A 25,682-nucleotide genomic window follows, 5' to 3' on the forward strand; every position below is an offset into this window, starting at 1 on the left:
TTGCCGGCTCCCGCTTCGCGCGGAGCCGCTTTAGCGCTGCGCGCCGTGGAGATCCAAAGGATAGGCCGTGGTGAACTTCATCCGCTCCATCGCAAAATGAGAGGTGACATTTCGTAAGCGCAAGGCTTCCGTCAGCCGGCGATAGAACAGGTCGAAGGCGGGCATGTCGGGCATGGCGACGCGCAGCAGGTAGTCCATTTCCCCCGCCATGCGGTAGACCTCCAGCACCTCGGGCATCGCCGAAACCACGCCCATGAAGGCTTGCCGCCATTCCCCCGTGTGATCGGGCGCCTCGATGCCGATGAACACGGTGAGACCGAGGCCAAGCTTGACAGGATCCGCAATGGCGACGCGGTTCATCAGCACCCCGGAGGCCTCCAGCTTCTGGATGCGCTTCCAGCACGGCGTTTGGGACAGGCCGACCTTGTCCGCGACCTGGGCGACGGTCTGCGTTGCGTCGCGCATCAGCTCGGCGACGATCTTGCGGTCGATCTGATCGAGGCCACTCATCGATTTTCTCCGGAACCCTCGGTGGGAAAGCACCACTCCATATATATAATATAATCGATGGATTTTATCTAATATCTAATTCCCGTAGTCCAACGGGCTGTCGGCCCCCTGCGATCGAGATCAGGTGCCCGCAGCCGCCGAAGCCCTGACGAGACTGAGGCTCGCCAAGGACCCTGTTCGCTTCCAGCCTTCGATAGAGGTATCTCGATGCCTTCTCCACAGCGCTGAGCCGGACCTGGTTCAGGAGTTCAGTGACCGCTTCAGGCCGACGAGCCGAGCGCCCGACGAGCACTTCGCCGCGGCTTAGGGCCAGACATTTCGGCTTTTGATAGACACGCGATAAGCAGGCTAACGTTTTGTTTTTGCGCACGTTCTGTGCGGGAGATGGATCCCACATCGCGCACAGGACGCGCTCTCGTCTCGGCCGAGTGGCGGCCTCGGCCCAGCCGTTTCCGGTGCAGCCTGCCGGCAATGGCCCGCCCATGGTGGGGCATGTATTGCCCGCTCGCGGCTCTGTGCAGGGCCTCTCCTGCTCGGCGATCACCCTTTATTGGTCACCGCCATTGCCGCACTTGCCGGCGGGCCGGCTCTCTCCTTCGCCCGTGGAAAGCGGGTCGTGAAAACCATCGGCATGGGCGAAACCGTCGCGCCCCTCACGACAACGCTCGGCTTATGGCCACCCCGTCCGCGGCCGCCTGAAAACCGTGTTCAGCGAAGCGGGGCGGGCATCCGGGTGGTCCGGGGGCGTGAGTGCGGCTGAATGCGCAGGATATCCGCGCCTGATGGCCCGACGGCCTCAGGCGCGGCGCACGGGTGGGAACACCCGCCGATGCCCGCGCCGGCTCACGCCTCGGCGGCCTGGGCGCTGCGCCATTGGTGGGGAGTGGCGCCGGCGAACCGGCGAAACACCGTGGTGAAGTGCGCCTGGGTCTGGAAGCCCACGGCCAGAGCGATCTGCACCAGGGGATCGCGACTTTCCAGCATCAGCCTCTGCGCGCGCATGATGCGGGCCTTTAGCAGGTATTCGTGCGGCCGCAGGCCGGTGGAAAGCCGGAACTGGGCGGCGAAATGCATGCGGCTGAGCCCCGCCGCGCGCGCCATATCCGCAAGAGAGATGGCGTCGCAAAGGTTCGCCTCGATGAACGCAAGCACCCGCTTCAGCCGCCATGTCACGAGACCGGATTTCACCCGCGCCGGCGCGCTCGGCTCGACTTCGGGTGGAAGAGCGGCACGTGCATTTTCCTCCACGGCGAGCATGCGCGCCACCAGCGCCAGCTGGAGCGCATCGGCATAAACACCGCATCCGCCCTCCGCGCGCGTCGCCTCCAGCGCCTGCGACAGCTGCCGCACCACATGATCGTCCACAGCGGCGTGCCTGCGGTCGGCCTCGCGGCGCGCAGGCTGGCTGGCGCCCCCAGGCGCCCCGCCACAGCGCCTTTCGAGGCGCAGAACGATGCCTTCCGGCTCGCCGTCGGGCCGATGCCGTCTTTCCCGCTCGCTCGCGGTCATGCCGAGGACGAGGCCCATATGCGGCAGGTACACAGCAAGGGCGCCCCGGCGCGCCCCAGTGGGCTCGGTTTCCTCGAAGTCCTGGAAGGCCCGCCCTGTAGCGGCTATCGAGACATGGACGGACATGCGCGGAACCCCAATCGCTCGGAGCGGATGTTCGGCGGAGGCTCACCCCTCGCCAGTGGCTGCAGCGAGGATCGGGGATGGCGGCCGCGCGCTCCATTCTACGTGGGTTTCGCCACCCATATGATGGGAGGTGCCTGCCCATACCTTGGTATGGTCGCAGACGGGATCCAGATGCCGGGGCAGGCCTGGCCCTAAAAGCGCCAGCACGTCCGTTCACGGGCCGACGATTCGGAAATTCAGCGTCCGATCTGACAAAACGGCCGGATCCCGCAATGGTAGTGAATGTCTCGCTTGCAGTGGGCTGGCCCGCCGCCGGTCGATGGACTGATGGCGGCGCACGGTTCCGCATGAAGGTCCATCGAGGTGTCCATGTCCGGCCAGCACCACATCTTTTCGGGGACCGGGCCACCGACAGGTCGATGGCTCGGCCCCACCCTGGTCATCGCGTCATGCGGCGGCATCTTCCTCGTCGACACGCTCTCGCCGCTGGATATGGCCATCGCGGTGCTCTACGCGCTCGTGGTCCTCCTCTCGGCGCGCCTCCTCGAAAGGACGGGACTTCTGCTTGTCGCGGGCAGCTGCATCAGCCTCACGGTGCTGAGCTTCACGATCGTGCGCGCGAATGATTTCGCTCTCCCCTCCACCATGCGCGGGACGGTCAGCATCGTCGCCATCATGGTCACGACCCTGCTGTGCCTGCGCAACCAGGATGCCACGCGTTCCCTAAGGGAACAGGCGGCGCTGCTCGACCTCTCTCACGACGCCATCTTCGTGCGCGATACGTCGGATACCGTCACCTATTGGAATCGCGGCGCCGAGGCGCTCTATGGCTGGTCCCGCGAGGAAGCCGTCGGGCAGAAGGCGTCCGCTTTGCTGAAGACCGTCTTTCCATTGGCGCGCGCGGACATCGCCAGCACCCTCATCAACACCGGGCAGTGGGAGGGCGAGCTGGCGCATACCACGCGCGACGGCCGCAAGCTCACCTGCATCAGCCGCTGGTCGCTTCAGCACGACGCGCGCGGGCGGCCCATGGGCACCATGGAGACAAACCACGACATCACCGAGCGCCGGCGCGCCGAAAACCAGCTCCACGAAATGCGGGCCGACCTGGCCCTTGTCACGCGTGCGAGCACCCTCGCCGAGCTCACCACCTCCATCGCCCATGAAGTCAACCAGCCGCTCGCGGCGGTGGTCACCAATGGCGAGGCCTGCCTGCGCTGGCTGCGGCGGACGGTGCCGGACATCCGCGAGGCGGAACTCAGCGTGACGCGCGCGATCGCCAATGCGCGCCGGGCCAGCGATGTCGTCGCCCGGCTGCGAGCCGTCGCGCGGCAGGGCGAGAGCGCCCGCGCGCCCCTCGGCGTCGCGGAACTGGTCGCGGAAAGCGCCATGCTGCTGGAACGCGACCTTTCCTGCCACCGGGTGGGGCTTGATCTCAAACTCAATCACCAGCTGGCACCGGTCCTGGGCGACCCGGTGCAGCTGCAGCAGGCCCTCATCAACCTCGCGCTCAATGCCATTCAGGCCATGGACGGCGTGCCGGAGCAGGAGCGGACGCTGCGCATCAGCACGTTTCTCATGGCCGCGGACGAGGCCGCCGCGCCCCCGCGCGTCGCCATCCAGGTGGAGGATACCGGCCCCGGCGTCGCTGAGGAGACGCTGCCATTGCTGTTCACGCCCTTCTTCTCGACGAAGAAGCGGGGCATCGGCCTCGGACTGTCCATCTCCCGCTCCATCGTCGAGGCTCATGCGGGCCGGATCAACGCCGCCCTTGGCGCGGGCCGTGGCATGTGCTTCACCATGGCCCTGCCCATTGCCGAGGATGTTCCCCAGGCCATCGCCAAGGAAGCCCTGCCGTGACCAGCCGACAGCCCCCCAGCGCGACACCCCCGAGCGCCCCCGTCGTGCTCGTGGTCGATGACGATGCGGGTCTGCGGGATGCGCTCTCCAGCCTGTTCCGCTCCATCGGCCTGGAAGTCGCGCTGTTCTCCTCGGCCGCCGAGCTGCTGGCGGCAAGGCTGCCGGACGGGCCGCGCTGCCTGGTGCTCGACATCCGCATGCCGGGCCTCAGCGGGCTCGATTTCCAGAGCCAGCTGGCCCGATCGGGCATGGAGATTCCGATCATCTTCATGACGGGGCATGGCGATATTCCCATGTCGGTGCGGGCCATGAAGGCGGGGGCGGTGGATTTCCTCACCAAGCCCTTCCGCGACCAGGACATGCTCGATGCGGTGGCGGCCGCAATCGACATCGACCGCACGCGGCGGGAAGCGCGCGCCACCTCGTCCCGCCTGCGCGCCCTCTACGACACCCTGACCGAGCGCGAGCGCCAGATCATGGCACGCGTCACCGCCGGCCTGATGAACAAGCAGGTGGCCGCCGAGGTGGGGCTGAGCGAGATTACCGTGAAGATCCACCGCGGCAACGTCATGCGCAAGATGGAGGCCCATTCCCTGGCGGACCTGGTACGGATGGCCGAAGCCCTCGGCGTCAGTACCGCGAAAGGGTAGCGCGGCAAACGAGTGTATGATTCCTGCGCCGGAAGGCGGCAGCTACATTGGGTGTACATCGGTGCTGCGTGCCGCGCCGAAAAGCTCGCGTTTCGAGGTGTCCAGACGTGTCGCCTGTCCCGATGATCACGATCATCGACGATGACGAATCCGTTCGTCTCGCCACCGAAAGCCTCATCCGCTCCCTCGGGTTCGGCGCGAGCTGCTTTGCCTGCGCGGAAGACTTCCTCGGTTCCCCCGAACGCTGCCGGACGAACTGCGTCATCACCGACGTCCAGATGCCGGGCATGAGCGGGGTGGAACTGCAGAGCCGCCTGCGCGCCGAGGGCGACGCGGTGCCTCTGATCTTCATCACCGCATTTCCCGAGGAGCGCATTCGCCGCCAGGTGGATGCCGCGGGCGCCTTCGGCTTCCTCGCCAAGCCGTTCGACAGCGCCGCCATGATCGACTGCATCGGCCGTGCGCTGCAGGCCGGCGCGGCCACGCGGCAGGGCTGAACCGCCAGCGCCGGGCCACCGCCTTTCGGGCCCGGCACGATGCCGCGCCTTGGCAACGGCCGCTCCCTGGTCCCCGCATCCACCAGCGGACGCGCCCATTATCGCCATCCCGCGGCAAGTCCATGTCGGCTCGGCAAGTCCTGACCAGCGCGACCAGCGCCGCATTTGGGGATGCCATGGTCTTCGTGAAGGCCGCGGCCCCGGGCCAGGCGGGATGATCACTGGCTTGGCGCGCCCCGCCACGCCGGCCCCATGCTCGATCTCCGAGAGATCATGGGGGCAATGTGCCGGCCTCAGTGCGAACAGACAAAGCCATTCGCTTTTGCGCAAACCCGTCGCGACGACACGGGCCATGGTCGACTTGCCATTCACAGCTGGATGCAAGGGATATCCATGCCGACCGCAAGCCCCACTCCCGGAACGGCGCTCATCGCGCCCGACAACCACATGCTCGTGATGATCGACTTCCAGTCGCAGATGTCGTTCGCGACCAAGTCCATCGACGCGGTCACCCTGCGCAACAACGCCGCTCTGGTCTCGCGGGCGGCGGCCGGCTTCAAGGTGCCGACCATCCTCACGACCGTGGCCGAGAAGAGCTTCTCAGGCCCCATGTACGCTGAAATCACCGATGCCTTTCCCGGCCAGGCGCTGCTCGACCGCACCTCCATGAACACCTGGGAGGATGCCGCGGTCATCGCCGAGGTGAACCGCATCGGGAAGGGGCGCGCGGTGCTGGCCGGGCTCTGGACCAGCGTGTGCATCGTCGGCCCGGCTTTGTCCGCCATCGACCAGGGCTTCGAGGTCTATGTGATCGCCGATGCCTGCGGCGACGTTTCCGATGAGGCCCACGAGCGGGCGATGGATCGCATGATCCAGGCCGGGGCGGTGCCGATGACGGCGTTGCAATACCTGCTCGAGCTGCAGCGCGACTGGGCGCGCACCGGGACCTACGACATGACCACCGGCATCGCCAAGCAATATGGCGGCGCCTATGGGCTGGGCATCATCTACGCCAAGAGCATGTTCGGCGCCTCCGAAGGTCATTGAGGATCACCTCATGACCGAGCCGCAGCTGTCCCTGACGCGCCGAACCCTCCTGGAGCTGGGCGGCGCCGGTGCCCTGGCCACCGTCCTCAGCTCCCTCCCCGTGGCCGCCGCGGCCACCCCTCAAGCCAAAGGAGCGCCTCCCATGCCGAGCGTGACCACCAAGGACGGGGTCGAGATCTTCTACAAGGACTGGGGGCCGAAGGACGCCCAGCCCATCATGTTCCACCACGGCTGGCCGCTGTCCGCCGACGATTGGGACGCGCAGATGCTGTTCTTCATCCAGAACGGCTATCGCGTCGTTGCCCATGACCGGCGCGGCCATGGCCGCTCCACCCAGGTGGCCGACGGCCACGACATGGACCATTACGCCGCCGACGCCTTCGCGGTGGTGGAGGCGCTGGACCTGAAGAATGCCGTCCATATCGGCCATTCCACGGGCGGTGGCGAGGTGGCCCGCTACGTGGCGAAGTTCGGCCAGCCTTCCGGTCGCGTGGCCAAGGCGGTGCTGGTCTCCGCCGTGCCGCCGCTGATGGTCAAGACCGCCTCCAACCCCGAGGGCCTGCCCATCGAGGTGTTCGACGGCTTCCGCAAGGCACTGGCGGACAACCGCGCCCAGTTCTTCCTCGATGTGCCCACCGGCCCCTTCTACGGCTTCAACCGCCCGGGCGCGAAGGCGTATCCGGGGGTGATCGAGAACTGGTGGCGCCAGGGCATGATGGGCGGCGCGAAGGCCCATTATGACGGCATCAAGGCCTTCTCCGAGACCGACCAGACCGAGGACCTGAAGGCCATCACCGTGCCCACCCTCGTCATGCACGGCGAGGATGACCAGATCGTGCCGATCGCCGATTCCGCGCTGAAGTCCGTCAAGCTGCTCAAGAACGGCACGTTGAAGACCTATCCGGGCTTCTCCCACGGCATGCTCACCGTCAATGCCGAGGTGATCAATCCGGACCTGCTGGCCTTTGTGAAGAGCTGAGCCGCCAGCGCGGCCCATGACCGGCGCGGGCCATTCCGCGCCGGTCGCGACCCTGGGGGGCGGAGCGCGCCCCGGTCGCCACCCGTTCCCACCACCGTTCGGGAAGGAGGCCCCATGAAGCTTTATCTCGCCTCGCTGGGTGCCGGCCTGCTGGTCGGCGTCGTCTACAGCCTCATCAATGTGCGCTCGCCGGCGCCGCCGGTCATCGCCCTGGTGGGGCTCTTCGGCATTCTCCTGGGCGAGCAAATCGTGCCGGTCACGCGCCACCTGCTGAAGGGCGACAGCCTCAGCCGCGCCATCGGCCTTGCGGACTGCTCGGACCACGTCCTCGGCCAGCTCCCCGGCCGCCCGGACACGCCGACATCCCCCATGGCCTCGCGCGACAAGCCGCCCGCAACCTGAACCAGACCGCCCCGCCGTCGTTCCCCCCCGCAGCAGAACCCGAAAGCCCGAACCATGAACGAGATCGCCGACCTGATCCTCTTCAACGGCAAGGTGACCACCCTCGACCGCTCCAACCCGCAGGCGGAAGCTGTGGCGGTGAAGGATGGGCGCATCCTGTTCGCCGGGTTGGCGTCGGAGGCCATGCGCCTTGCCGGGCCGCAGACGCAAACCGTAGACGCGGGCGGGCGGCGGATCGTCCCCGGCCTCATCGACAGCCACATGCACATCATCCGTGGCGGGCTCAACTACAATATGGAGTTGCGGTGGGACGGGGTGCGCTCCCTGGCCCAGGCGATGGAGATGCTGAAGGCCCAGGTGGCCATCACCCCGCCGCCCCAATGGGTGCGCGTGGTGGGCGGCTTCACCGAGCACCAGTTCGCGGAAAAGAGGCTGCCCACCCTCGACGAGATCAACGCCGCCGCGCCCGACACGCCGGTCTTCATCCTGCACCTTTATGACCGCGCCCTGCTCAATGCGGCCGCCCTGCGGGTTGTCGGCTACACCCGCGACACGCCCAACCCGCCGGGCGGGGAAATCCTGCGCGATGGGGCGGGCAACCCCACCGGCCTGCTGGTGGCGAGCCCCAATGCCACCATCCTTTACGCCACCCTGGCCAAGGGTCCGAAACTGCCGCCGGAATACCAGAAGAATTCCACCCGCCATTTCATGCGGGAGGTGAACCGCCTGGGCGTCACCTCCGTCATCGACGCGGGCGGCGGATTCCAGAACTACCCGGACGACTATGCCATCATCGAGGAGCTGGCCCGAGAGGGGCAGCTCACGGTGCGCATCGCCTACAATCTCTTCACCCAGAAGCCGAAAGACGAGCTGGCGGACTTTGCCGGCTGGGCCAAGCAGGTGAAGCCGGGCCAGGGCGACGACCTCTACCGCGCCAACGGCGCCGGCGAGATGCTGGTCTATTCCGCCGCCGACTTCGAGGACTTCCAGCAGCCCCGTCCCGAAATGCCGGCGAACATGGAGGGCGACCTTGAGCCGGTCATCCGCCTTCTGGCCGAAAACCGCTGGCCGTGGCGCCTGCACGCCACCTATGACGAGACCATCTCGCGCGCCCTCGACGTGTTCGAGAAAGTGAATCGGGATGTGCCCCTTAAAGGCCTCAACTGGTTCTTCGACCACGCGGAAACCATCTCCGACCGCAACATCGAGCGGGTCGCGGCGCTCGGCGGCGGCATCGCGGTGCAGCACCGCATGGCCTATCAGGGCGAATACTTCGCCGAGCGTTACGGCGCGCGGACGACCGAGCGCACGCCCCCCATCCGCCGCATGCTCGACATGGGGGTGCCGGTGGGCGCCGGCACGGATGCGACCCGCGTCGCCTCCTATAATCCCTGGGTTTCCCTGTCCTGGCTGGTCACGGGGAAGACCTTGGGCGGCCTCTCCCTTTATCCCGCCTCCAACCTCCTGGACCGCGAGGCGGCGCTGCGCCTGTGGACCGAGGCGAACACCTGGTTTTCCACCGAGCCGGGCAAGAAGGGGCAGATCAAGCAGGGCCAGCTCGCGGACATCATCGTGCTGTCGGACGACTATTTTTCGGTGCCGGGCGAGCGCATCCAGGACATCACCTCAGTGCTGACCCTGCTCGGCGGCGTTCCGGTGCACGGGGATGGCGACTTCCGCACGCTGGCGCCCGATCTTCCCCCGCCCATGCCCGATTGGTCGCCGGTGCGCCGCTTCGGTGGCTACCAGGAACGGGCGGCGGCGGGCGAAAACCGCCTCGCCTTCGCTTCCGCGTGCGGCTGCGCGAAGTCCTGCGGCGTTCACGGCCACGCCCATTGGGGCGCCTGGGGCGCCAGCCTTCCCGTCGAGGATGCGCGCGGCTTCTTCGGCGCCCTCGGCTGCGGCTGCTGGGCCGTCTGACGCGGCACCATGGCGCAACTCCCCAAAGGCGCGACACCCAGGGCCGAGACACCCAAAGCGTGGGCGAAGCGGGCGCTCGCCTTCGCGCCTGTCCGGGTTCTCGCCTTGCTCGCGCTTACCTCTCCCTATGTCGAGGGCGGTCTGGCCAAGGTGCTGGACTTCGCAGGCGCGCAGGCCGAGATGGCCCATTTCGGCCTGGAGCCCACGGCGCCCGTCGCCATCGCCGTGATGGGCGTTGAGCTCGGTGGCTCGCTGCTGGTGCTGACCGGCTTCCAGCGCTGGCTGGGCGCCTTGGCGCTGGCAGGCTTCACGGTGATGGCGACCTTGCTCGCCAACCGGTTCTGGGCGGCGACGGGGCCGGAGCGCTTCGCCGCCATCAACGGATTTTTCGAGCATCTCGGGCTCGCGGGCGCTTTTGTCCTCGTGGCCTGGCATGATCTTGCGCACGGGCCGGGACAGGGGCCAGGAGGACATCGGGAATGAGCGAACCGCATCACGCTCCCCACATGGACGGCACAGCCACCGCGGCGCCCGCTACGCAGGGCGCCTTCGCCCCGCTGCGGCGGAAGGTGTTCGCCGTGCTGTGGGCGGCGACCGTGCTCGGCAATACGGGCACCTTCATCCGCGATGTGGCGAGCGCCTGGCTGGTCACCGACCTTTCCGCCTCTCCGGCGGCGGTGGCCACGGTGCAGGCCGCCTCCATGCTGCCCATCTTCCTGCTCGCCATGCCGGCGGGTGTACTCTCGGACATCCTGGACAGACGGCGTTTCCTCATCGCCATCCAGATCGGCCTCGCCTGCGTGAGCGCGACGTTGATGGTGCTTTCCCATACCGGCCTCATCAGCGTGTCGTCGCTGATCGGCCTTACCTTTCTCGGCGGCATCGGCGCGGCGCTGATGATGCCCACCTGGCAGTCCATCGTGCCGGAGCTGGTGCCGCGCCAGGACCTCAAGAGCGCGGTGGCTCTCAATTCGCTGGGCATCAACGTGGCCCGGGCCATCGGGCCGGCCACCGGCGGCCTGCTCTTGGCCTCCTTCGGCGCGGCGGTGACCTATAGCGCGGACGTAGCGAGCTACCTCATCGTCATCGCCGCCCTGCTGTGGTGGCGCCGTCCCCCCTCCGCCGAGGACGAGCTGGGCGAGCGCTTCGCCGGCGCCTTCCGGGCCGGTCTGCGCTATGCGCGCTCAAGCCGCGAGCTGCATGTGGTGCTGGTGCGGGCGGCCTTCTTCTTTGTGTTCGCCAGCGCCGTATGGGCGCTCCTGCCGCTGGTCGCGCGCGAGCTGCTGAAGGGCGACGCCGCCTATTACGGACTGCTGCTGGGCGCCATCGGCGTCGGCGCGATCGTGGGCGCGCTGCTGCTGCCGCGCATGCGGGCCAGGCTCGGCACTGATCGTCTGGTGCTCGCGGCTGCCCTCGTGACCGCCGCGGCCACCGTGAGCCTGGCACTGGCGCCACCGCGCTGGCTGGCGCTTCTCATCCTGCTTGGCATCGGCGGCGCCTGGATCGTGGCGCTGACAACCCTCAACGCCACCGCCCAGGCCATTCTTCCCAATTGGGTTCGCGGGCGAGCGCTGGCCGTCTACCTCACAGTGTTCAACGGCGCCATGGCGGCCGGCAGCATCACCTGGGGCTTCGTGGCCCAGGCGCTCGGGCTTCCGACGGCACTGATGCTGGCGGCGGGCGGGCTCGCGCTGGCGGGGATCATTCTCCATCGCCTGCGCCTGCCCACGGGGGAAGCGGACCTGACGCCCTCCATGCACTGGCCTGAGCCGGCCATGGCCGAACCGGTGGACAATGATCGCGGCCCGGTGCTGATCCTCATCGAATACCGCATCGACCGGAGCGACCGCCCGGCCTTCCTCAAGGTTCTCCATCACCTCTCCGCCGCCCGCCGCCGCGACGGCGCCTACAATTGGGGGGTGACGGAAGACTCGTCCGACCCGACCCTCCTCACCGAATGGTTCATGGTGGAATCCTGGGCCGAGCACCTGCGTCAGCACCGCCGGGTTTCCCACGCCGATGCCGACACGCAGAAGGCGGCACTGGCGTTCCACAGAGGGGAACAGCCGCCCGTCGTGCGGCACCTGCTGGCGCTGGATCCGCGGCAGAGGTGACCGGCCGCAGGCGCGCCCGCCCTGCACCATTTCAGGGGCCGGGCCGTTAGCGCGGAGACCGCTTGTCAGCGAAGCCCATCCAGCAGGCGCAGCCTCTGCCGGATGGGCTCATTCGACGAGGCCGAGGCTCAGAAAGAAGGTGCTGCCCCGGCCGACGACCGAGCGGACATCCAGCCTCCCTCCGTGGGCCTCGACGACAGACCGGCAGATGGCAAGGCCGATGCCCATGCCCGCGCTCTTGGTGGTGAAGAAGGGCTTGAATATATCCTCCATGACCTCCTCGCTCATGCCGCATCCGGTGTCACTGATGGCGAGATGAACCCGCCCGCCTGCGCGACGGGTCTCGACCAAAAGCCGTCTTTGCCCCATGGGGGTCTCGCCCATGGCGTGCATCGCATTGGTGATGAGGTTGAAGACCACCTGCTGGATCTGGACCGGGTCCGCCTCCACCCGTCCCGGCTGCGTCGACAGGCTGGCGCTCACGACAATTCCCTGGGCCTGCGTGTCGTCGCTCGTCAGCCGCAGCACGTCCTCGACAATGTGCTCCAGCCGGACCGGGACGAAGCTGATGGGCGTTTGCTTCGCCAGGGCGCGCAGCGACTTGATGATGCCCGCCGCCCGCAGCCCCGCCACCCGGATCTGCCCCAGCCCGCCGAGGGCCTCGCCCAGATCCGGCTGCGGGCGCTTCAGCCAGCGCATCGCGGCATCCGCATTGGCGACGATGCTGGCCAGAGGCTGGTTGATCTCGTGGGCGATGGAGACGGCATAGCCCTCGATCGCCGTCATCCGCGAGGTGCGCGCCAGCTCTGCCCGCGCCTCCCGCAGCGCGAACTCGGCATTCACGCGGCGCGTGTTCTCATCCAGCAGGTCCTTGTAAAGCCGCGCGGCATCAAGGGAAATGGCCGCCTGGGGCGCCAGGATCTCCAGCATGGCCGTGCGCTTCGGCGTGAACACCTCTGCCGCCAGGTTGTTCTCCAGATAGAGAATGCCGACCAGAACGCCGCGCTTCATCAAGGGCATGCAAAGCAGGGAGCGCACCACGCGATCCTTCGGCCCCTCCGACCGCAGGCGCGGGGCCTCCGCGAAAGCGTCGGAGAAGACGACGGCCTTATGGGTCCGCATCACCGTGTTGAGCACCGGCAGGGGCAGATCCGCCGCCGTCGGCTCGGCCGAATGGAGCGTCACCGCCACCTCTTCCCGCCACACATGGGCCGATGCCTCGATGAAGGGCTCGTTCTCACGCAGAAGCATCAGCAGTCCCGATTGGGCGCCCGCATGCACGATCATGTCGCGCATGAGGGTTCGGATAACCGCCTCCAAGCCGATCTCCTCGGCCAGGGTCTGCGCGCATTTGGTCATCACCGCGAGGTCGAGATCCTCCTGCCTCTCCTCCCCCGGCGCACCGGTGCCGGGATCCTCCGCCAGATCGAAGCTCCGCAGCAGGTGCTCCGCCTTGCCGTCCGCCCCCCATTGCCGATAGCCGCGGCAGGCGGCACGGACGTAGGCTTCCACGGGACGGGGCAAGCCCGCGTCACGGTAGCAGCGGGCGGCCAGCTCGAACGCCAGCGCCTGCTCGTGCACGAAACCCGCTGCGGCGGCCGCCGCAGCCGAGCGCTCATAAAGGGATTGGGCCACGGCCAGGTCACCGGCCATCCGCGCCGCCTCGGCCTCCACCAGCAGCTGCTTGCACCCGAACGTCGTGGGATTGAGCCGAGCCCAGTCCGCGAGCCGGGCACGCACCGCAGCCATCTGCTGCAGCCGCGCCTGGAGCTCGGTGCCGGAGGACCGCGCGACGGCAAGGGCGAAGAACAGGGAACAGGCCGCCGTGTCGATATGGGCGGGCGCCGCCCACGCCAGGTCCATCGCCTTTTCGAGATGCCGGACCGCCTCGTCGAAATCGCCGAACAGGAAAGCGGTAATGCCGGCGTAATCGTGGCTCCAGAACAGGGTCGAAACGGAGGTGATCCGCTCCTCCGGCACCGTCCTGGCGCTATCGTAATTCCCGGAAATCAGCGTGTCCGCAAGGGCATGCTGGGCATCGAGGATATGTTCGATATCCCGGTACTGGATCTGGCGCGTCCAATCGAGCCCCTCCTCGATCTCGTCGCGGGTCGCACGCAGGGGTTCGCCCAGGATGAGGAGATCGGACGCGATGTGGTTGCGGGCATAGCAGGCCATGCCCAGGTCGCCCGCCGCGCGACCGACCCGCGCCGCTTCCCGCGCCAGTTCCAGCGCGAAGCGCAGGGGCCGGGTCCAGGCAACCACCTGGTCCAGGGCGACCAGCGTGGCGGTGCGCTGAGCCTCATAGCCTTCGCGACCGACCAGGGCATGGGCCTGCATCGCATAGGCAGCGCCATCCTCATAAGCCCCATAGTGGTGGGCGCTGAACACGCCGAACCAGGCCAGGCCATAGGCGGATTCCGGGGTCGTCCCGTGCTCCAGCGTGAGCTCGACGATCTTGATGACGTGCAGGAAGCGCAGGCCACTCTCGACGAAAAACGACGAGATCAGCGTCGACAGCAGCGCCTGCGCCGAGCGCACCGCGGGATCGCTGGCCTCCGGCAGGGCCGAGAGCTGGGGCACGCCCATGTCATGAATCCTGGTCCGGCAGGCGCGATAGGCACGCTCAAGCTGGTCCCCGTCGGGAGAGCGCTCCAGCTCAACACCGAGCAGGGCCAACCCCTCGCAGGCCGCTTCGATGGCCGGTTCGTAGGCGGACTGAACAGTGTGGGCGATCGCCTTCAGGCGCAGGGTGTCGGCCCGGTCGACTGGCCGTATGGCGAGCGCCAGCAGCTCATCGAGCGCGCCCAGGGCCTCCTCGGTCCGGGCCTGCGCCAGGAGGCCGTCGCAATAGAGCCATTCGACCTCGAAGAACAGGGCGCAATGGGTCACCAGCCATTGTGGAATCAACAGCTCGCGCGCGATGCCCACATAGCCGGCGGCCTGCGCCACCGCCCCCGCATTGCGCGCGCGCCGGGCCGCCATCCGCAGCACCCGCACATAAGAAAGGCGTTCGGCCACGGACAGGGCGCTCCTGTCGCTGCGCTCGATCTGGGTGGAGATGTCGAAGGCATGATCGCGGTTTCCCTCGCCATGGAACGCGATCATCTTCAAGGCGATGTCCCGGTGCTCCCCGGGCCGGCGGGCCGGCGGGGTGAGCGCGTAGGCCGCCTCCAGAATCCGGTCGTGGGCCAGGAGATATTCCCCCTCCCGCCCCTGTAGAAGACCGCCCTTGACCAGCTTTGCGGCCACCTCCTCCACCTCCGCCGCGTCCCGCTGGAGGATGCGCGCGAAAAGGCGGGAGGGGCAGCGCCCGCCGGTGCAGGCGAGGCGGCGCAGGAACTCCCGCGGGCCGGGCGCCAGGGTATCCAGCCGGTGCAGCATGAAGTCCGCAACCGTATCGTGCTCGACAATGCGCGAACGGTCCCAACTCCAGCGCCGCTCCATGGGATCGAAGGCAATGACCTTTTCCTCGACAAGCTTCCGAAGAAGCTGGCTCACATAGAAGGCATTGCCCCGCGTCCTGCCGTGGACGCTCCGCGCCAGCTCCCCCACGTCGGCTGGCGTGCTGTTCAGCGCGCTGGAAACGAACTCGACCGCGTCGGCCTCCGACAGCGGGCCAAGCTTCATCGCGGTGACCGGCATCGGGCCGGAGTGGGCCATCTGCAGCAGCTCCGCCAACTCCGGCCGGCTGGCGACTTCTTCCACGCGATAGCTGCCGATGAACAGCAGGTTGGGCGGCGCGTCTTCCAGGAACGCGCACAATACTCCGAGGCTCGCCTCGTCCAGCCACTGGAGATCGTCGAGAAACAGGATGAAGGGCCGGCCTTCGCTGGCGATGGCGGAACAGGTTTGCAGGATGACGCGGGCAATACGCCTCGCCGCAAGGTTCGCGGGCACCTCCGGCAAAGGCGGGCTCTCACCCATCACGAACGCGGCTTCGGGCACCAGATCGGTCAACAGACGCCCATAGCCGGCAAGGCTGGCGGCAAGCCGCCGTCGCGCCTCATCCAGATCGGCGGCGGGTTCGCTCAACAGCTGCTGCACGATGGCGCGCAGGGCCTGGGTGAAGGGCGCGTAGGGCACATCCTTCTGTAAAATCGCGCTTTTTCCGGCGGCGAAGGGCACGCCCCGCGCACTTCGGCCCTGCGCCCACTGCTCCACCAGCGCCGACTTGCCGACCCCCGCTTCCCCGGCAATGAAAACGATCTCGGTCTCGCCGGAGCCGCGCACCCGCTCGAACGCGGCGCCAAGATCGGCCAGTTCCGCGGCCCGGCCGAACAGGCGTTGGGACAGCAGCCGCTTTGGCGCGAACTCTCCGCGCCCCAGCGGAAACGTCTCCGCATGCCCGGTCTGCGCGAGCGCGGTTTCGACCAGGCGCAGATCCGCGAACAGCGCCTCCGCACTTTGGTACCGCTGGTCCGCATCCTTGGCGATCAGCCGCAGCAAGAGGGCATCGAGGGCCGCAGGCACATCGGCCCGCACGGCACTGGGCCTTGCCACTTCGACCGCCACATGGGCGTGCAGCCATTCCGCGGTGCCGCGCGCAAACAAGGGAAGTCGGCCGACCAGACACTGATAAAGCGCGACGCCCAGCGTATACAGGTCGCTTCGCGCATCGGTGTAAGGGCTGTCGCGGTGCGCCTGCTCGGGAGCCGCATAGCCGATTTCGGCCGGGGAGATGGGGTGGAGCGCGCCGGCGGGCACGTCGAGCTGCGGCGCCACCGCCCGCCCGAAGCGCCGAAAACGCACGCTTCCGTCCTCCTGCACAAGGATATGGAGGGGATTGAGTCCGCCATGGGCCACGCTGAGCCCGTGGAGCCGCCCCAGCGCCCGCGCCAGCGACGCGGCGACATGAATAAAACGCCCCAGCGGCACATCCCCCGCCGGCAGATCGGCCAACGCCGTGCCCTCATTGTGGGGGTACAGGAGCAGCACACGATCACCGTGCTCCAGCCGTTTCGGCTGCTCCGCGAGCTCCGCCGGGAGCTGCCAGGCAATGAGGGCTTCGCGATCGAGAAGAGCGGCCGCCTCGCTTCCCCGTGGGGCGCCAACCACCCACCAGCGCTCGCCGCCCTCGTCACCGGACGCGAGATGAAATTCGGTGACGCCGTCAGCGCCAAGAGAAGCAAGCTGCAGCCGGTCGAAGGCAGCGGGGTCGAAGGCGCGGCCGGTAGCGAAGCCGGCCGTCCGACGCCCCATCGCGCTCTCTGCCCGCCGATCCATCATCGCTCACGCCCCATCGCGCGCATCCGCAACGCGCCGCCCGAATGAAGCGCGCCGCGCAGTGCGTCCGGAACCTGTCGGCCGCGAACCGCCCCGCCCCGCCGCCACCTCTGGAGGCGGCGGGCGTTGGAAGCAGATTGTGCGCCCGCTCTGTCTTTCCGTATCGAACGATCTGCCGTCGCCTTGAACGAAAATCGCCTCCGCGACCGGGCAGCTGCGGTCATCCCGGTTTCGATGGCCGCCGGCGCCGAGAATAGGGTTCCACGCGGCACGCACCGGCACGCGGGAGAGGTCTCAAGAGCACAATTGTCGCGGTGGCGGCCCCCGACGCGAGCGACAGGCGACGCGCCCCCGCGGCAGGCAATGGCCTCGGGGCACCCCGCCCCTTTTCCGCAGGCGCAGGAGGGAAGGCGGGCGCAGGCAACGCCCACGCCCACGCCCATGCCCATGCCCATGCCCATGGCGCCGCCTGCCATAAGCGGCCGCGCCCCGCATGGTTTCTCCCTGATCTCAAGAAGCATCGCCGACATCGCGCTCACCCCGCCCGCTCCCCCTGCCGCTACGATCCTCCACGGGACCCGGCCCGAGAGCGAATGCCCACTGACGACCAAAAGGCCCGACGATCCGCTCAGCGCCATACGCTAACCGCGATATTATTTATCGCAACAATTTTTATTGAAAATTATTTGGACGCGGGAATTTTTCAATACTCAAAATTTTTTCGTGCTAAACTCTCGCGCAACGCTGAACAATGAGCCCCCGCGAGACCGTGCCCCTCCCCCTCCAAAGACAAATCTGTTTCACGCTCTATGCGACGAGCATGGCGGTGGGGCGGACCTACAAGCCCATGCTTGACGAGCTGGGCGTCACCTATCCCCAGTACCTTGTCCTGTGCACCCTTGGGGAAGGAGGCGATATGACCATTGGCGCGATCGCCCGCCGCCTGGGGCTGGAACCGAGCACGATAACGCCTCTGGTCAAACGCCTGGAAGTCGCGGGGCTGGTCAGCCGCCACCGTGGTCAGTCGGACGAGCGGCAGGTGCATACGACCCTGACCGACCAGGGCCGCGCCACCCTGTCGCGATGCAGCTGCCTGGGAGAGAGCCTGATCGAGCGTTCCGGCATGACACTGGATCAACTGGACCATCTCAATGAGCAGATCCAGCGCCTGCGCCAGGCGCTCGACCCTTCAGCACGGTGAACGCGCTCTCCCGCCGCGCATCCGGACGGCCCCGGAATGAGATGCCCCGATCTAAAGCCGACGCCATGAGCAGGAGCCCGCCGGCCACAGCCTGAGCCCACAGCCTTCGGCACACCGGGAATGCTTCAAACGCGGCTCGCCGGCGGTGGCACTTTGGCTTCCATCCTATTAGGAAGGCATTCCAGACACCTTCCGATGGCTCCCCTTCGACGCCTGACGATAATGCGAGATAGGCGGAACCAGCCGTGCCCTTCATGACCACCAATCCGGCGCTTGCCCGTTCCCTGGCCGAACGGGACTATAACGAACCGACGCCGGTGCAGAGTGCCGTGCTGGCGCCCGAGGCCGCGGAGCGGGACCTTTTGGTGTCCGCGCAGACCGGTTCCGGCAAGACCGTCGCCTATGGCCTCGCCATGGCCGAAACGCTGCTGGGAACGGCGGAGCGATTTGCACCCGCAAGCGTGCCGCAGGCCCTGGTGGTGGCCCCCACGCGCGAGCTGGCGCTGCAGGTACAGCGCGAATTCACCTGGCTTTATGCCGGCACCGGCGCGCGGATCGTCTCCTGCGTCGGCGGCATGGATCCGCGACAGGAACAGCGCCAGCTGAACCAGGGCGCTCATATCGTCGTCGGCACGCCCGGCCGCCTGCGCGACCATCTGGAGCGTGGCCGCCTCGACATTTCCGAGCTGCGCGTTGCCGTGCTCGACGAGGCCGACGAGATGCTGGATCTCGGCTTCCGCGAGGATCTTGAGTTCATTCTCCTGGCCACCCCGCCGGAGCGGCGCAGCCTGCTGTTTTCCGCCACCATGCCGCGCGGCATCGTCACCCTGGCCAAGCGCTATCAGCGCGACGCGCTGCGCATCGAGGTGGCGAGCGCGGAAGGCGGGCATGCCGACATCGAGTACCGCGCCATGCGCGTTGCGCCCACCGAGGTGGAGCACGCAGTCGTAAACGTTCTGCGCTACTATGATACGCCCACCGCCATCGTCTTCTGCAACACGCGCGAGGCAGTGCGGCGCCTGCACGCCATGCTTCAGGAGCGGCAATTCTCCGCAGTCGCCCTTTCCGGCGAGCTGAGCCAGAACGAGCGTAACCACGCCTTGCAGGCGCTGCGCGATGGCCGGGCGCGGGTGTGCGTGGCCACCGACGTCGCGGCGCGCGGCATCGACCTGCCGAACCTGGGCCTCGTCATCCACGCGGAACTGCCGAACGACGCCGAAAGCCTTCAGCACCGCAGCGGCCGCACCGGCCGCGCGGGCCGCAAGGGCGTGAGCGTGATGCTGGTGCCGCCCTTCCGCCGTCGCCGGACCGAGGACCTGGTGCGGGCGCTGGGCATCAAGCCGGTCTGGTCGGGTCCGCCCACCCCCGAGGACATCCGCAAGCTCGACCACGAGCGCATGCTGGGCGACGCCCTGATCACCGATGAGCCGAACGAGGAGGATGCCGCGGCCGGCCTTGCGCTGCTCGCCGCCCACTCGCCCGAGCATCTGGCCGCCGCGCTGGTGCGCCTTTATCGCAGCGGCCTGCCCGCCCCGGAGGAGGTCACCGACCCCGGCGTGGGCCGTGCCGCCCGCGATCGTGCGGCGGACCGGGATTTCGCCGGGGCCTCGGGCGCCGGCAGCGTCTGGTTCCGGCTCAATGTGGGGCGCCGCAACAATGCGGATCCCAAATGGCTGCTGCCCCTCATCTGCCGCCGTGGGAACGTGACGAAAAAGGATATCGGCGTCATCCGCATCTCCGATGAGGAGACGGCCTTTGAAGTGGGCCTCGCCGCCGCCGACCGCTTCGGCAAGGCCGCTCGCAAGGCCGATGGCGACGACGTGATCATCGAGCCCCTGCCCGGCGGCCCGGCGGCCGGCTATTCGGAGCGGCCCGCGCGCGGGAAGCCGATGCGCGGCCGGCCCGCCCAGAGCCGACATCATGGCGACGAGCCATCCGCCGAAAAGCCCTTCCGGCCCAAGAAGTTCCGCGCCGCGCCGTCCCAGGCGCGGTCGACTGAGGGCAAGGCGGGCGACGCCAAGGCGGCAGGTGCCGGCAAAACTGAGCGTCAGCCAAAGAGCCGGCGCCCGGGGGGCTTCGAGGGCAAGCCGAAGGGCAAGCGCACGCGCCAAAGCTGACCGCCGATCTCCCGGAAGCAGGGCGGGCGCGCGCCGCGTGCCCCCCCGGATACGCACAGTCGCGGATTTCAAGATCACTGCTAGCGCAAGATGGCGGCGCCACGCGCTGGCGTGCGCCGACCATGGCCGTGGCGGGAACAGAACCGCGGAGCGCTCTCAGACCTGCCGTCGTGAGAGTGGTCGCCATGATCGCCCGATGCTGCGGGACGTCCGCCCGCGCGCCACAGCCTGCGATGGGCAGACGTGTCCCGTCCGCCGCTCCGTTCACGGGGCCGTCTGATCGCTGAGACGCGCGCCACGACAGGCGGGGCCACGCACCGCATGCGGGCATCGCCCCGCGAAACCGTCCTGCCCCACCAGCCTTGAGAGACCCCCTCGCCGTCCGGAGGCATCGGGCTCGTGCGACATGCCTTGCGCAGCATACGGGGCATGGCGGCTAATGATGCCTTTTAGGCATCATTAGCCGCAGAAAACGGCATTTGCCGGCATCGTTCCAATTTCTGAAGCTGTCGCTCGCAACAACGCTTCCGCCGGGAGCGCGCAACAAGCGCGCCAATGCGCCAGAGGGAATGATGTCGAGCAACAAATCGCTGATCACGCCAACAATAGATCTTGATGCGCCCGGCTATCAGATCGGGACCTTGAAGATCCCCCATTCACACAACCGCTCCGCGTACGGACACATCCCGGTTCCGATCGCCACTCTCGCACGGGGCAAAGGCCCCACCCTGCTCCTCACCGGGGGCGTCCATGGCGATGAATATGAAGGGCCCGTCGCCCTTATGAAGCTTCTTGGCCGCCTTCCGGAGCTGGAGATCAATGGCCGCATCATCGTCGTTCCCGCACTCAATCTACCCGCCTTCCTGGCCGGCGCGCGGAACTCGCCCATCGATTCCGGCAACCTGAACCGCCTTTTCCCCGGCAAGCGCCATGGCGGCATCACCGAGATGATCGCCCATTTCGTCGAAGCCGAGCTGCTGCCGCGCGCCGATGTGGCCTTCGATTTCCATGCCGGCGGCGCCTCGTTCAACCACCTGCCCACCATGTTGGCCTCTCCGCCCCGGGATCCGGCCCGGCGGGCGGACTATCTGAAGCTGGTGGAAGCCGTGGGCGCGCCCGTGACCATGGTGATGGACCTGTTGGGCGAGGACCGCACCTTTGCGGCGGCGGCGGACCGGCGCGGCATTCCGTTCCTGTGCGGTGAGTTCGGCGGCGGCGCCTCCTGCAATCCGGACAATCTGGCCCTGGTGGAAGCCGGCCTCCAGCGGGTCCTCGCGGTCCTGGGCATCGTCCGCGACCCGCCATTGCCACCGCCCGGCCCCACGCGCTTCATGAAGGTGGAGGGCGCGGAGCATTATCTCTACGCGCCGCGCTCGGGCATCATCGAGCCGTGCTTCCATCTGGGCGACGAGGTTGAAGCCGGCCAGCTGGCCGCGCGCCTGTTCGACCCCCACGCGCCCGCCGCCCGCCCCGTCGAGCTTATCTTCGCGGCCTCGGGCAAGGTGGTGTGCGCCCGAACCTTCGCGACGGTGGAGCCCGGCGACTGCATCGCGCTTTGCGCTGCGGACCACAAGTGGAGCTGAACCGATGCCCAACATCGCCTCCCCTCCCCCCGCCGCAATCGCCACTCCGGGCCGGGACCCGGCAGCCGAGGGCAACCGCGCCTATATCGTCGCCCTGTTCTTCCTCGCCTTCGCCTGCTCCTACGCGGATCGGCAGATCATCAGCATCCTGGTGCAGCCGCTGAAGGAAGCGCTGTCGCTGAGCGACACCCAGATTGGGCTGGTGCAGGGCTTCGCCTTCACCATCTGCTATGCCACGGCTGGCCTGTTCGTCGCCCGCCTCGTGGATGTGTCGAACCGGGTCGCCGTCAGCGCGGTGTGCATCCTCATCTGGTCCCTGGCGACCATGATGTGCGGAACCGCGACCGGCATCGCGACCCTGGTCTTCTGGCGGGCGGGCACCGCCATCGCGGAAGCGGGCCTCAGCCCCGCGGCGTCATCGGTCTTCAGCGATCTCTATCCCCCGCGCAAGGTGGCGCGGGCCACGAGCATCTTCATGCTTGGCCCGTATTTCGGCGGCGGGCTCGCGCTGCTCGGCGGCGGCACCCTGCTGGGCTGGCTGAACCAGCCCGAACCACTGGCCGCGCTCGCCACCCATGGGCTGGCGCCCTGGCAGGTGTGCTTCTTCGTTCTGGGCCTGCCCGGACTGCTGCTGGCCGGCCTGCTCTACTTCACCGTCGCCGAACCTGCCCGCCACCGCTTCGCCCCACGCCCGGCGACGATGAACGCTGCAGCGGACGACACCGTGCCCAACCTGCGGGATCTGCTGCATGCGCTATTCCGCCAAAACCGCTTCGGCCTCCCCTTCTTCGCCGCCTATATCTTTCTGATCGTCGTGTTTTATGCCCACACGGCCTGGTTCCCGACGCTGCTCATCCGCACGTTTGGGGTTCCGGCGAGCACGGTGGGCCAATTCGCCGGGCCGACCTTCATGATCGGAGGCACCTGCGGTGTGCTCGTCGCCGGCTTCCTCGCCAGCCGGGGGGATGATGCACAGACCCTGCGGCGGGTGCTGCTCATTGCCGGATGCGCGGCAACAATCCTCGTGCCGCTGGCGCTGGCGGCGCCGCTGGTAGGCCACTTCGGCCTTTCACTGGGCCTGTTCGGGCTCTGCGCCTTCGCCATGAGCATCGTGCAGGCCCTGGCGCCGGTGCCGATCCAGGTCGCGATCCCCAACCGCATGCGCGGCCGCGCCATCGCGCTCCTGGTCTTCCTCACCAATGCCATCGCCGGCAGCCTCGGCCCCCTCGCGGTGGGCGCGGGCGCGGACTGGACAGCGCGGAGCGCCCCCTCCCTCCATGGCCTGGGGCTGGGCCTCGCCGCGGTGGGAACCATCTGCGCTGCGGCGAGCGCGGCACTCTACTTCATCGCGGCACGGCGCACCGGTACCGCCGGCAAGGCTGCCGCCCCCTCCCCCCTTTGCAGTGAGACGCAACCATGACCATCGGCATCTCACCCGCCCCAATGACTGAGAGGGACCTGCGTCGGATCGGCAGCGGGCCACGGCTCAGCCGGGCCGTCGTCCACGGCACCACCGTTTATCTCTCGGGCCAGGTACCGGACCGCGCGCTGGAGGGCATCGAAGCGCAGACTCGGGACGCTCTGGCCACCATCGACCAATTGCTCGCCCAGGCGGGAACGGAACGGGCGCGCCTCATCTACGTCCAGATCTGGCTTGCCGACATCCGCGATTTTGCGACGATGAACGCGATCTGGGAACAGTGGCTGGAGGGCGCCCCGCCCCCCGCCCGCGCCTGCACGCAAGCGCCGCTTGCCGATCACGCCTATCGGGTCGAAATCCAGGCAATCGCCGCCCTCTAGGAGGATGGTCCATGGCTGCGCGGCATTGAGGGGGAACAGATGGCGATGTCGCAGATGACGACGACATACCGGGTCGGAGACGCCGAGATCACGCGCATCGTGGAGACAGTGCTGGGGGACTTCCCGCCCCCCAGCCTGTTCCCAGAATGGGGGGAGCCGGCGCTCGGAAACGCCGCTGCCCGCCAAAGCGCGCCAGCCTTGTCCGCCCCGCCCGTCACCCTCAATGTGAACATCTGGGTGGTGCGCCTCGCGGGGCGCGTCATGCTGGTGGATACGGGCGTCGGCAATCACAAGGATCGGCCCTTCAACCCCGCCTTCCACCACCTTGATACGCCCTTCCTCCAGCAGCTGGCCGCGCTCGGCGTGCGCCCGGAGGATGTGAGCCATGTGCTCCACACCCATCTGCACACCGACCATGTGGGCTGGAATACCCGGCTTGAGGACGGGGCGTGGGCTCCCACCTTCCGCTCGGCGACCTATGTCATGCCACAGGCGGAGCGCGCTTTCCTTGAGACGCCAGCGGCGGCCGGCCGGCGCATGGTTTTCGACGATTCCATCGCTCCGATCCTGGCCCATGCGCCGGTGGAGCTGATCGGACCGGCGGGCGGCGACTGGCGCGAGGGCATCACCTTCCTGCCGACACCCGGACACAGCCCGGGCCATATGTCGATCCGCCTGAGATCCGCGGGCCAGGAGGCGATCTTCACGGGCGACGTTCTGCACGCGCCGCTTCAGGTGCCACGTCCGCAGCTAAATTCCATTTTCTGCGCGCAGGCCGAAAGCGCGCGCGCCTCCCGCTTGTGGCTGCTGGATCACGCGGCGCGCCACGGCACGCTGCTGCTCACCGCCCATTTTCCCGAGACCGGAGCCGGGCGGATCGCGGCCGATGCCGGCGCGTTTGCCTGGGCCTATGCCTGAGGACCTCTTGCGCCCTTAACAGTGGAGCGCGGCGAGGAAACGCGCCAGGATCGGGTCGTCGTTTCCCGCCCGGTGGACAAAGACCAGCGGCAGGCGGATCGACAGATCCAGCAGCGGTGAGAAGCTGGCGCGTGCCACCGGGCGGCTCAAATTCGCCGCGTTGACGATCGCCCCGCCAACCCCGGAACAGACCAACGCCAGGATCGCCGTTTCCGTATTCTCCTCCTGCACCACGTTCAGGGTCACGTCGATGCGCCGGCAGGCCTCGATCATGAGGTCGTGATACGCCGGGTACATGGCGCGCGGAAACAGAATGAAGGGGCGCTCCGCAAGCGCCCGCAGCGCCACCGCGCTTCCACTCTCGATGCCCCAGGAGCGCGGCGCGGCGAGCACCACACCCTGCTCGATCAGCGGAACCGCCACCAGCTCCGCCGGCAAGGCACCGATGTGGTAAATGAAACCGCCGTCGAGCGCGCCAGAGAGAATATCCTCGATCTGGTGGGGGCTGTTCTGCGGGCGAAGCTCAAGATCAACGTCGGGCACCGCCTCCTGGAAGCGTGCAAAGGTGTCAGGCACCAGCCCATCCCAACCGGCATTCTCCACGAAGCCGATCCGCAACTGGCCGCTCAGCCCCTTGGCGAGGCGGCGGCCCGATTTGGCGGCTGCCTCCAGCCGTGCGAGCGCGAGCCGCGCCTCATCGAGGTAGCTGCGCCCGGCGGGCGTGAGAACAAGCCGATTGCGCTGCCGCTCGAACAGCAGAAAGCCAAGCTCGGTTTCAAGATCTTGAATCTGCCTGGAAATCGCCGGCTGGGTCACATGGATCCGCTGCGCCGCGAGACGAATGCTTTCGTGCTCGGCGACGGCGATGAAGTAGCGCAGATGGCGGAGCTCCATGGGAACGCCTCGGCGGAAGAAGGGGCCCAACGTCTAAGCCAAAGCCGGCATGCTGCCGTGCAGACGCCATATGGGCCGGAATCAGCGTTGGTTCATAGCCCAGTTTATCCAAAAGGCGAGCCGGGCGGCGGCTGCTCGTCATCGTCACCACCGAAGCATGCTGCTGCAGCGCATCGGAGCCCTTTCTTCGGCCCTTCCCGCGGGAACCATAGCGACGCGATAGCGGCCAACGCCCAGGAAGCACACGCCATTCCGCGCCAGTCTCGCCACGGCGCCATACCGGTAAACCACTTGGGTTCGAGCAAGACTCCGTGCGGCCTACAAGAGAA

19 protein-coding genes are annotated in these 25,682 nt (G+C 67.8%); 15 read left to right on the plus strand and 4 right to left on the minus strand.

Annotated features, from left to right (window positions below):
- Nucleotides 1-30: 30 nt before the first annotated feature.
- Nucleotides 31-510, minus strand: coding sequence for an Lrp/AsnC family transcriptional regulator (locus tag V5F26_RS16955; RefSeq protein ID WP_394055323.1), 480 nt, complete (start codon nt 508-510; stop codon nt 31-33).
- A gap of 843 nt (nt 511-1,353) precedes the next feature.
- Nucleotides 1,354-2,145 carry a helix-turn-helix domain-containing protein gene (locus V5F26_RS16960; protein WP_394947325.1) on the minus strand — a complete coding sequence of 264 codons (792 nt, stop codon included), beginning with the start codon at nt 2,143-2,145 and terminating at the stop codon, nt 1,354-1,356.
- Nucleotides 2,146-2,514: 369 nt separating this feature from the next.
- Here V5F26_RS16960 and V5F26_RS16965 point away from each other — a divergent pair, with 369 nt between their 5' ends.
- From V5F26_RS16965 to V5F26_RS17005, 9 genes are all read left to right on the plus strand, one after another.
- Complete coding sequence (locus V5F26_RS16965) at nt 2,515-4,005, plus strand: two-component system sensor histidine kinase NtrB (protein WP_394947324.1); 1,491 nt, start codon at nt 2,515-2,517, stop codon at nt 4,003-4,005.
- Nucleotides 4,002-4,655, plus strand: a complete 654-nt coding sequence (locus tag V5F26_RS16970; RefSeq protein ID WP_234052377.1) for a response regulator transcription factor — start codon at nt 4,002-4,004, stop codon at nt 4,653-4,655. Before V5F26_RS16965 ends, V5F26_RS16970 begins: the two co-directional genes overlap by 4 nt.
- Before the next feature lie 107 nt (nt 4,656-4,762).
- On the plus strand, nt 4,763-5,152 hold the full coding sequence (locus V5F26_RS16975; protein WP_394055328.1) for a response regulator transcription factor: 390 nt from the start codon (nt 4,763-4,765) through the stop codon (nt 5,150-5,152).
- A 393-nt stretch (nt 5,153-5,545) separates the two neighbouring features.
- Entirely contained in the window at nt 5,546-6,199 is a 654-nt protein-coding gene (locus V5F26_RS16980; RefSeq protein WP_394947323.1) for a hydrolase, read from the plus strand.
- Nucleotides 6,200-6,341: 142 nt separating this feature from the next.
- On the plus strand, nt 6,342-7,178 hold the full coding sequence (locus tag V5F26_RS16985; RefSeq protein WP_394947410.1) for an alpha/beta fold hydrolase: 837 nt from the start codon (nt 6,342-6,344) through the stop codon (nt 7,176-7,178).
- A gap of 114 nt (nt 7,179-7,292) precedes the next feature.
- Complete coding sequence (locus tag V5F26_RS16990) at nt 7,293-7,580, plus strand: XapX domain-containing protein (RefSeq protein ID WP_394947322.1); 288 nt, start codon at nt 7,293-7,295, stop codon at nt 7,578-7,580.
- Nucleotides 7,581-7,634: 54 nt separating this feature from the next.
- On the plus strand, nt 7,635-9,500 hold the full coding sequence (locus V5F26_RS16995) for an amidohydrolase (protein WP_394947321.1): 1,866 nt from the start codon (nt 7,635-7,637) through the stop codon (nt 9,498-9,500).
- A gap of 9 nt (nt 9,501-9,509) precedes the next feature.
- On the plus strand, nt 9,510-9,983 hold the full coding sequence (locus tag V5F26_RS17000; RefSeq protein WP_394947320.1) for a DoxX family protein: 474 nt from the start codon (nt 9,510-9,512) through the stop codon (nt 9,981-9,983).
- Nucleotides 9,984-10,006: 23 nt separating this feature from the next.
- Nucleotides 10,007-11,614: an MFS transporter gene (locus V5F26_RS17005; protein ID WP_394947409.1), complete on the plus strand. Its 1,608-nt coding sequence runs from the start codon at nt 10,007-10,009 to the stop codon at nt 11,612-11,614.
- 108 nt (nt 11,615-11,722) lie between these two features.
- On the opposite strand, the gene V5F26_RS17010 is transcribed toward V5F26_RS17005, so the two are convergent.
- On the minus strand, nt 11,723-16,816 hold the full coding sequence (locus tag V5F26_RS17010) for a trifunctional serine/threonine-protein kinase/ATP-binding protein/sensor histidine kinase (RefSeq protein ID WP_394947319.1): 5,094 nt from the start codon (nt 16,814-16,816) through the stop codon (nt 11,723-11,725).
- Between the two features lie 793 nt (nt 16,817-17,609).
- Here V5F26_RS17010 and V5F26_RS17015 point away from each other — a divergent pair.
- From V5F26_RS17015 to V5F26_RS17040, 6 genes are all read left to right on the plus strand, one after another.
- On the plus strand, nt 17,610-18,041 hold the full coding sequence (locus V5F26_RS17015; RefSeq protein WP_394055829.1) for a MarR family winged helix-turn-helix transcriptional regulator: 432 nt from the start codon (nt 17,610-17,612) through the stop codon (nt 18,039-18,041).
- Nucleotides 18,042-18,295: 254 nt separating this feature from the next.
- Complete coding sequence (locus V5F26_RS17020; protein ID WP_394947408.1) at nt 18,296-20,158, plus strand: DEAD/DEAH box helicase; 1,863 nt, start codon at nt 18,296-18,298, stop codon at nt 20,156-20,158.
- Nucleotides 20,159-20,730: 572 nt separating this feature from the next.
- Complete coding sequence (locus V5F26_RS17025) at nt 20,731-21,741, plus strand: succinylglutamate desuccinylase/aspartoacylase family protein (RefSeq protein WP_394055336.1); 1,011 nt, start codon at nt 20,731-20,733, stop codon at nt 21,739-21,741.
- A gap of 4 nt (nt 21,742-21,745) precedes the next feature.
- The gene (locus V5F26_RS17030) at nt 21,746-23,161 is read left to right on the plus strand and encodes an MFS transporter (RefSeq protein WP_394947317.1); all 1,416 of its coding nucleotides are present in this window, start codon (nt 21,746-21,748) and stop codon (nt 23,159-23,161) included.
- The gene (locus tag V5F26_RS17035; protein ID WP_394947316.1) at nt 23,158-23,541 is read left to right on the plus strand and encodes a RidA family protein; all 384 of its coding nucleotides are present in this window, start codon (nt 23,158-23,160) and stop codon (nt 23,539-23,541) included. Before V5F26_RS17030 ends, V5F26_RS17035 begins: the two co-directional genes overlap by 4 nt.
- A 54-nt stretch (nt 23,542-23,595) precedes the next feature.
- Entirely contained in the window at nt 23,596-24,459 is an 864-nt protein-coding gene (locus V5F26_RS17040; protein ID WP_394947315.1) for an MBL fold metallo-hydrolase, read from the plus strand.
- Between the two features lie 15 nt (nt 24,460-24,474).
- On the opposite strand, the gene V5F26_RS17045 is transcribed toward V5F26_RS17040, so the two are convergent.
- Nucleotides 24,475-25,353 carry a LysR family transcriptional regulator gene (locus V5F26_RS17045; RefSeq protein ID WP_394947314.1) on the minus strand — a complete coding sequence of 293 codons (879 nt, stop codon included), beginning with the start codon at nt 25,351-25,353 and terminating at the stop codon, nt 24,475-24,477.
- Between the last annotated feature and the right edge of the window lie 329 nt (nt 25,354-25,682).

The organism is Xanthobacter variabilis (assembly GCF_043831965.2).
In the GTDB taxonomy this organism is placed as follows: domain Bacteria; phylum Pseudomonadota; class Alphaproteobacteria; order Rhizobiales; family Xanthobacteraceae; genus Xanthobacter.